Below are 8097 nucleotides of genomic sequence, written 5' to 3'. Positions count from 1 at the left end.
TTCGCATCTCTCTCCTTCGCACGGGCTTACCCTCAACGGAATCCCAAAACGGACTCTTTTAAATGGGTCAATCCACTAGGGGATTTCCAATCCACAAGCCCGCGTCGGTTCAACCATGCCATCGCCGGGATGTGATCCGCGATTCTGATCCATCCAGCTATACATGCGCTTGCTTCGACGTATTCGTGGCGGGCCAAGCAGCTCCAGCGCCGCGCCGCGTCGAGCGCTGCCATGGCGGTGCGCCGCGAACCGCCATGGTGCCGACAGCACACTGCGAAGCGCACGGCACTACGGCCGGCCGCATATGCGCGTGCTCGGTCTAATCGGTCCGCCCGCCCCACATGATCCAGCCCCTTTACGAAGGCGACGACATGGTCGCCGGCGCGGTGCTGGCTCTTGAATGCTTCGAAGCTGGAGAAGGAATCGGCCCGCGGTCGGCGCCACCCGTAGTCCACGACGTCGATTCGAGCATGCCGCAGCCCCGCGGCGAGGGCGCGCAGGTGGAATTCGTAGTCGTGCCCGGCGGAAAGATCCTCGTCCCAGCCGCCAATCGTGTCTAGCGAGGCGCGCCGCCACAACGGACCGCTTGTCTGCCAGGGAGGAGCGTTTGCGAGAAACAGAAGAAGATCGTCCTGGTCAGAATCCCAGTTCCGCCAAAGTGGGCCCATGGGCGCAGGCGCATCGTGGAACGGCCGGCACTGGCCGACAACGAAACTGAGGTTGGGATCGGCTTCCAGCACCGCGAGGCGTTGCTTGAGGCAATGCGGCAAGAGGATGTCATCGTCGTCAAGAAATAAAATGGTGCGCCCGCGCGCATAGGCGAGCCCGACATTGCGCGTAGTCTGTCCTCCGCCGCGTACAGCGTGCCTGCGTCGCTCCAAGTAACGGACACGGCCATCACACGCCAGGGTCGCGATCACATCGAGGGTGTCGCGGTCGTCACCGTCATCATCGACCACAATGACCTCGAGATCGCGCATCGTCTGCCCGAGGACTGAACGCACCGCCTCAAACAGTAGCGGCGCCCTGCGGAAGGTCGGAACGACGATGGAGACTGCCGGTGTCGTTGCCGGATCACACGGCACAATCACGATGAGCGCTCCAGTGTGACTGTTCGGTTCCGATTGCCGCGTTGTTGACGGCATTCCCGTGCGATCGCCCAGACTCGTCGTTGATCCGGGGTCATTATTCCTGAGAGACCAAAGCTGGCGAGCATCTCGAACGCGAATTGGCTGGCACGTCCGCCCGAGACGATTGCGCGAACGCCACGCAATATGCTGCGAACAGTGCGGGTTGGCGTGCGATCAACGCGCTTCGCGATCGCGTATAGCTTATGAATTCGAGCTGACGGAGGGTTTCCATCCGCCAATTTCTTAAAATACTCCGGATTTAAACGAGATGCGCTTATCTTGTGAATAAAAGTCATGCTGGGGCATGATAAAATACGCCCTCCTAAAAGGGATAATCCATAAATATACTCGATGTCCTCTCCAGCGGTTACCATTTTGGTCCCAACGCGTCCGGAAAGAACCGGGAATCCTTCGACATCAAACAGGCGTTCAAGAGCAGGGCGATAGACAGCTAAACCTGCACTATATATATTCAGTTCTTGGGACTCTGTCAGGTCGATGACATCAAGGAAAAGGTCGTCCACGGATCTGAACTGGGCGCCGCAGGCAAGCCAGGGCAGATAGTTGTAGACGAATGCAGGCGGAGGGGTTTCGAATTCCGGAACGCCAGCGCCACCTACAGCGTAGACGGAACGATCCGTCATGATCTCACAGGCCATCTTAAGGTAATTTTGCGAAATTATGTTGTCATCATCTACGAATATGATCGTGTCGTGCTTCGCGCGTCGCACCCCCGCGCGACGCGCGTAAGACGTTCCTGAAAGGGTCTCCTGAATTACAGAAACGCTAAATGTACTTTCAACGTTTTCCTCGGCCCATTCACGGCAAAAATCCCCTACACCGTCGATGGAATTGTTATCGACGACGATAAGATCGACGTTTAGACCTTTCGCCGCGAGCTTTACAGCAGTGAGAACTTCATGAATTCGAGGCCGACCATTGTATGTGCAAACGATCACCGAGCACGAGGAGCTGCCACACTCGGTTGCAGAATGGATCATGTGTTCCGATGCCTCCATAGGCGCGTCGTCATGCTGTTACCTGCCTCGGATGAATCTCTGACCCGCGAGGGCGTCTTTGACGGAATTCTTTGCGTGTGACAGGGCAAGCCGTCCCAGTCTGCCGAGATTTCGATGCGTCGGCGACAGCCTGGTGATCTGGAGTGCAGTGCGTATATCAAAACAGCGCGTGGTTTTGAGACCCTCCATCAGCATGAGATCGGCGGGCGCAATCTTGCCAGGGTGGCGCGCACGCCATGCTGCAAGCCAGCGTAGAATGTCCATATAGTCATGGATGAATTGCGTCTCGGATGACGATGACTTCCATATGACATCCCGAAGGATCGAGCGATCTAGGGCAAGCCTATTACAAAAATATTGTGGAATTTCATTCCTATCAAAGGGGCGTTTAATCGTGTAGGTCGTTATTGGGACTGGCAGCGAATTGCGGATGCGTGTCAACGGGTTCGGCTCGCGGAAAAAGCCAAGACACTGCATCATGTCATGTCGAAGGCAGAACTCTTCCTCCGAAAACGGTGATGCACCGCTCGACGTTTTGGAGTTATCGTGAAGCCTGTAGGTCGCGACAGGATTTTCGATCGGATAAAGACTGAGATCTGACACGGACGACCAGAGCCTCATCCATAAATCGACGTCCATGGTGAAGCTTAAGTCTTCTCGAACGCGAGTTGATCTGACGAGCCTCGCGGGAATGAAACCACCGGGTTGGTTCGGCCAGATGGAGCCAAGTCCTTCCTCTGAACCGATGGGCGTATTATTATAAAACCATATAATGGACCCGTCTTCGCGGGTCATCGCGGTAGGGCCGCAGATGATTGCGAAATCCCCCACCTGAGCGTGCGCGAGCGCGACTGCGTGCAAAGCGCCAGCAAACAATGTATCATCGCTGTTGATCCAGTTAAAAAGTTCACCGGTGCAATGCGCGAGACCTTTATTAATTGCGTTCGACTGGCCTTTATCCGAAACACTCTCCCAATAACTAAGGAACCTTTCGTATTTCCGGATAACCTCAAGGGTTCGGTCCGTTGAGCCGCCATCCATGATGATGTACTCAAGGTTTGGATAGCCCTGCAACAAGATCGAGCGGATGGTCTCTTCGATAAACTCGCCCTGATTGTAGCTTGGGGTGATGATGGTGATGCGCGGCCACGGCGAACCATCAGGCCTAGTTGGCGGAACGGGAGGCGAGGTCTCGGTCCACGGGAAGCCTGTGCGGTCACGTGGTGGTGGGGGGAGGGAGGAAGGATCAGAAATAGACATGACGGCCAGTCTCAATTGTTCCGCCGGGTCCACGCTTCACAGTATTGCACACATAAGTAGAGTCAATGCCGAGCTTTAATCGGACCCGTCCCGGCAGCGTTTTTGCCGCGATATGGTGCAAGGTCGTATTTTTGGGCACAGACCCGTAGCGATCAAGGCTTACCCACGCTTGTTTGATGTATTGATCGATGTGTCCACTCCTGTTGGCGCCATGCCAACGGAACGCGGCGATCAGATTATTTGTTGTGTAAAGTTCGGCTATCTGGCTAAATCGAAGCCAAAGGTCAAAATCGGCCGCAAGATTGAGTGATAGATCCAGCCCAAAAAATCCATACTTCTCTTTAGCGGCATCGATCAAACTCCTTCGAAAGAAGGTGCTTTCCTGCTGGATAAAGCCGTGGAAGCGACGATTAGCCCCGGGAATGTGATGGCCACGGGCAATTCCCGTGGATGATGCTCCGGGAATTCGTATCGTACTCCAATCCCCGTATGCATTAAGGTTACCGAGCGTCCTCGTGGTCAACCACATGACCTCGGGTCGAGCAGCGAAAACATCATGCACAAACCGAAGTGCGCCTGGAAAGTACATGTCGTCGCTATTCAGCCAGCCGAGGATATCGCCGGTGCCAGACTGCAACCCCTCATTAACCGCAGCGTAGGGGCCGTCATCAGGTCCACTGCGCCAATAAAAAAGAAAATCCTCATTGGCGCGCAGGATGTCCACCGAATCATCGGTCGATCCACCGTCTAGTACGCTGTACTGAATATTGCATCCGGTCTGCCACCGAAGTGAATGGATGGCGCTGGAAAGGTAGCGGCCCTGATTATAAGACGGAGTAATGATAGTAAACGAAAGATTCCTGCTATTCTCCGTCAAATTTACAGCCTCCCCCACTCACAAATCTCTACCTATAGCCGTTTTCAGTCATTGAAATATGGCGGCTATTTGTTGAAAATATCAATCAACCTTGGTTGAATCCTCTATTATATATCCAAGGCCACCGATAAGAGGCGTGAGGAAATTCTTCACGATCTCCATCTCAGATGCGTCAAAAAAATTTCTGTAACTGTTTGGCCGACCCATATCTACTGAAACGTGCTGTCCATGGATTTGATCAGATGAGTTATAGAACTCAAAGGAACCGCGCTGCTGTGAAATCTCATATACGTTCATAACATTAAAAGTTTTATTAAATGTGTCGACGACACTCTTACTGGGACGTACGCCAAAAACATGCTCAATCGTCGAAAAAATATGGCCAAAATCGGCGTAAAAATCTTCGTATCGGAGCACTCCACAATTTTTAGATGCTGATGATACTTTGTGTTGCACCGAGCGCCACGCATCGCTCCTGAGCATGTATCGACACAATTCAAGTATTGCTTCTTCGCGTGATGGCATTTTGGATAGCCTAACCGCTGACGCGAGTGCGTCACAAGGATGGCGATATGTCAGAACAAGCGGTAGCTGTCTTAAAAAATCATGATTCTCATGCGTTTTTAAGATCGATTTTCCCGGCATCGCGCATCTAAGCGCGTTAAAGACTATTGTACTTCCTGTTCTTGGCGGCGACAAAAGGAGAATGGATCGATGGAAGCGTGCGCTATAGTAGCGCTCTTCAATCAGCCTCAAGAGGCGATGAAATTTCAGCTTAGGGACAAGCGTATTATCGATAAATCCAGAATCTGGGTACGCCATCAAGAATCCAGCCATGATAGTTGCGGGGCAATAAGACCAGGTCTCGCCCTAGTCCAATACGGAGATACATTAAACAAACGATCGACCCATAACGTAAGCGCCGGCCCCTCTCCTGGAGGAATCAGCCATCCAGCCTGATGTGCACTAGATATCAACCGAACTTTATACGATCCATTGTTGATTAAATTTAATGGCATGGACAATTTTATATGAAAATCCCCTTCAACGCCGTTGCTATCAATGAATTCTTGCGAATCGGTGCACATAGATCGCAATAAATGCTCTCCATCTGCGGTGAATACATCGACGCCTACGTTGATAGGCGTTGACTTTTTTCGTTTCGCCAATCCTTTTATTTGTAAAATATCCGCATCACTGCTATCTGAATTGGAGCTTCTAACAATTTCGAAGCACCAGATTTCTATTGATCCAAATTCATTATCACCCAGGTATGGGAAGTCATTTCCCTCTGATGCCGGCTTCATTTCAGCTTGATAGACATCAATTACGTTGCCTAAGTGGCCCAACGGAACTCGAACAGCCCCGTTACTTAGTAAGATACCCGACGAGCACAGTCGCTTTACAGCACTTAAGTTGTGACTAACGAAAAAAACCGTCCGCCCTTCGCCCGACACATCCTGCATCTTCCCCAGACACTTCTTCTGAAACTCAGCATCCCCTACCGCCAGCACCTCGTCGACGATCAAAATCTCGGGTTCAAGATGGGCCGCCACCGCAAAGGCCAACCGCACCCGCATACCTGAAGAGTATCGCTTCACTGGTGTATCGATGAACTTCTCCACCCCCGAGAATGCGACGATCTCGTCGAACTTTGCGCGGATCTCCGCACGCGACATGCCTAGGATTGCACCGTTCAAGAAGATGTTCTCGCGCCCCGTCAGTTCATCGTGGAAACCCGTTCCAACCTCCAACAGAGACGCTACACGACCGTTGATGCGCACGCGCCCCTCGGTCGGCTCGGTGATGCGTGACAGGATTTTCAACAGCGTTGACTTGCCCGCCCCGTTGCGACCAATGACGCCGACCGCCTCTCCCCGTTTCACCTCGAACGATACGTCCTTGAGGGCCCAGAAGTCCTCCATGTCGCCGCCGATCGCAGCGTAGGCATCACCCTTTGCTAGCGCTGCGAGCTTTTTGCCGAACGACGCGCCAGCGCCAACCAGCGCGTCCCGAAAGGTATCGGGCGGCTTGGTCGCGCCCATGATGCGATAGACCTTCGAAAGGTTCTCGACCGAGATCGCCACGTCGGAGTTCATGCGTTGAGCTTTTCCTCTTGATCGGGACGGGCGGGGGAGGGTTGGGGGACATTCATCAGATCACGTCCGCGAACGTTCGCTCGGTGCGCTTGAAGTAGGCGAGGCCGGCCCACATCATCAAGGCTACCACGCCGAGACCTGGCAGCACCCACAGCCCAAGCTGAGCCTCCCCGCGCAGTAGGCACCAGCGGAACCCCTCGATCACCGCCACCAGGGGGTTTAGCCCATAGACCCAGCGCCACGCCTCCGGCACCACGGCACTGGAAAACCCGACCGGTGAAACGTAGAGCCCGAACTGGATGATGAACGGCACGATGAAGCGGAAATCGCGATAGCGCACGTTAAGCGCAGCAAGCAGCAGAGCCGGCCCCATCGCAGCGGCTACCGCGAGCAGGATGAACACGGGCAGAAACAGCACCCGCCAGTCGGGCGCGAACGCATAAGCCACCATCAGAACGGCAAGGAGCGCAAGGCTGATGGAAAAATCGATCAGCGAGACGATGGACTTGGCGAACGGATTGATGAGGCGCGGATAATAGATCTTGGAGATCATCCCGCCGGCGCCGGCTACGCTGCCCGACGCATCGCCGAGCAGCGAGGAGAAAAGGAACCATGGCAGCATCGCCGCGAATACCATGATTGTGTAAGGAACCCCCCCCGGCGAAGGCAGCCCCGCGATACGGCCGAAGATCACGGTGAAGACGACCATCGTCAGGAGCGGGCGGATCAGGGCCCAGCCAACGCCAATGATAGACTGCTTGTAGCGCACAGTCACATCGCGCCAGGCGAGCACGAGAAACAGCTCCCGGAAGCGCCATAAATCGCGCCAATAATTACTCGCCGTGCGGCCGGGCTCGATAATGGTGAAGTGCCGTCCAGGATGGGGCTTGGCGCCGTTCTCGAGCGTCGAAGTCGACTCGGGCATGGTGTTCTCGACTGTCACATCAACCTTTTACGGTATGCGGCTCGCATCCGCGACTCTCGAGCCGACTGTTTAAAGCCTCGTTCAAGCCTAGGCCAGCCCCGTCATCTGGAGTTGGAGTTGCCCCGGTTGTGCGGGCAGTTATGAGCTTACAGATTGAAGCCGCTGTTCGGCGGCACATTCGTAGTTGACGGGTGACAGGTAGCGGGGCGCCGAGTGGCGCCGGCCGGGGTTGTACCATCCCTCGATGAACTGGAAGATGGCCATCTTGGCCTCGGCCTTCGTGCGGAACTTGCGGCGGTCGAGGAGCTCGCACTCGAGGGTGGCGAAGAAGCTTTCGCACATGGCGTCGCCGACCGATCCCATGGACGGGCGCACGCCGGCCTCCTTGCATCTGAGGCCGAAGGCGACGGACGTGTATTGGGCGGATTCAAACGGTCGTCGCAACATCCGGGTTGGGGAGGTTGGGGTGGGCATTAGAAGATGTCGGTCGGATCAATCGGGGCGGGCACCTTTGCGGTCACCGGGCCGGCCGCCTGTGGCGGGACGCGCTGAACTCCGCGGCTTCTGGCTGGGGATTTCGCGCGGGATGACGAGCGAGGATGCTGCTTTGGCGGCCGGCCTTTCGCAGCCTGTCGGGACGAGATTGTTCCGTGAGGCAGGCGGCGATGGCATGGTTGAACCGACGCGGGCTTGTGGATTGGAAATCCCCTAGTGGATTGACCCATTTAAAAGAGTCCGTTTTGGGATTCCGTTGAGGGTAAGCCCGTGCGAAGGAGAGAGATGCGAA

7 protein-coding genes and 2 pseudogenes are annotated in these 8097 nt (G+C 54.9%); 1 reads left to right on the top strand and 8 read right to left on the bottom strand.

The window, feature by feature from the left end; genetic code table 11:
* Positions 1 to 32: 32 nt before the first annotated feature.
* From BIX52_RS22230 to BIX52_RS22200, 8 genes and pseudogenes are all read right to left on the bottom strand, one after another.
* Positions 33 to 1091 (bottom strand): glycosyltransferase family 2 protein, encoded by a 1059-nt coding sequence (locus BIX52_RS22230; protein WP_075223300.1) that lies wholly within the window; start codon positions 1089 to 1091, stop codon positions 33 to 35.
* Complete coding sequence (locus BIX52_RS22225; RefSeq protein WP_157956313.1) at positions 1088 to 2131, bottom strand: glycosyltransferase; 1044 nt, start codon at positions 2129 to 2131, stop codon at positions 1088 to 1090. Before BIX52_RS22225 ends, BIX52_RS22230 begins: the two co-directional genes overlap by 4 nt.
* Positions 2132 to 2167: 36 nt before the next feature.
* A complete protein-coding gene (locus BIX52_RS22220; RefSeq protein WP_075223298.1) occupies positions 2168 to 3409 on the bottom strand; it encodes a glycosyltransferase family 2 protein in 1242 nt (413 codons plus the stop codon).
* Complete coding sequence (locus tag BIX52_RS22215; protein WP_157956312.1) at positions 3396 to 4286, bottom strand: glycosyltransferase family 2 protein; 891 nt, start codon at positions 4284 to 4286, stop codon at positions 3396 to 3398. The genes BIX52_RS22220 and BIX52_RS22215 overlap by 14 nt, the downstream gene beginning before the upstream one ends.
* Positions 4287 to 4367: 81 nt before the next feature.
* Positions 4368 to 5108 (bottom strand): hypothetical protein, encoded by a 741-nt coding sequence (locus tag BIX52_RS23155; protein WP_211098218.1) that lies wholly within the window; start codon positions 5106 to 5108, stop codon positions 4368 to 4370.
* Positions 5108 to 6385, bottom strand: coding sequence for an ABC transporter ATP-binding protein (locus BIX52_RS22210; RefSeq protein ID WP_075223296.1), 1278 nt, complete (start codon positions 6383 to 6385; stop codon positions 5108 to 5110). The genes BIX52_RS23155 and BIX52_RS22210 overlap by 1 nt, the downstream gene beginning before the upstream one ends.
* Positions 6386 to 6440: 55 nt before the next feature.
* Entirely contained in the window at positions 6441 to 7328 is an 888-nt protein-coding gene (locus BIX52_RS22205; protein ID WP_205647890.1) for an ABC transporter permease, read from the bottom strand.
* A 120-nt stretch (positions 7329 to 7448) separates the two neighbouring features.
* Positions 7449 to 7733: pseudogene (locus tag BIX52_RS22200) on the bottom strand (IS3 family transposase); the annotation flags it as partial.
* A 43-nt stretch (positions 7734 to 7776) separates the two neighbouring features.
* Between BIX52_RS22200 and BIX52_RS24145 the strand changes: the two are divergent.
* Positions 7777 to 7974 (top strand): annotated as a pseudogene (locus BIX52_RS24145) (IS30 family transposase); the annotation flags it as partial.
* Positions 7975 to 8097: the final 123 nt, after the last annotated feature.

Source organism: Acuticoccus yangtzensis (genome assembly GCF_001927245.1).
Taxonomy (GTDB): Bacteria; Pseudomonadota; Alphaproteobacteria; order Rhizobiales; family Amorphaceae; genus Acuticoccus; species Acuticoccus yangtzensis.
The sequence above is the reverse complement of the archived record's forward strand: the minus strand, read 5'-3'. Positions and strand labels throughout refer to the sequence as shown.

What these genes read in the sequence shown, in the direction of transcription:
- BIX52_RS22220 (WP_075223298.1), bottom strand. Translation starts at nt 3,409, where the DNA reads ATGTCTATTTCTGATCCTTCCTCCCTCCCCCCACCACCACGTGACCGC.
- BIX52_RS22210 (WP_075223296.1), bottom strand. Translation starts at nt 6,385, where the DNA reads ATGAACTCCGACGTGGCGATCTCGGTCGAGAACCTTTCGAAGGTCTAT.
- BIX52_RS22225 (WP_157956313.1), bottom strand. Translation starts at nt 2,131, where the DNA reads ATGATCCATTCTGCAACCGAGTGTGGCAGCTCCTCGTGCTCGGTGATC.
- BIX52_RS23155 (WP_211098218.1), bottom strand. Translation starts at nt 5,108, where the DNA reads ATGGCGTACCCAGATTCTGGATTTATCGATAATACGCTTGTCCCTAAG.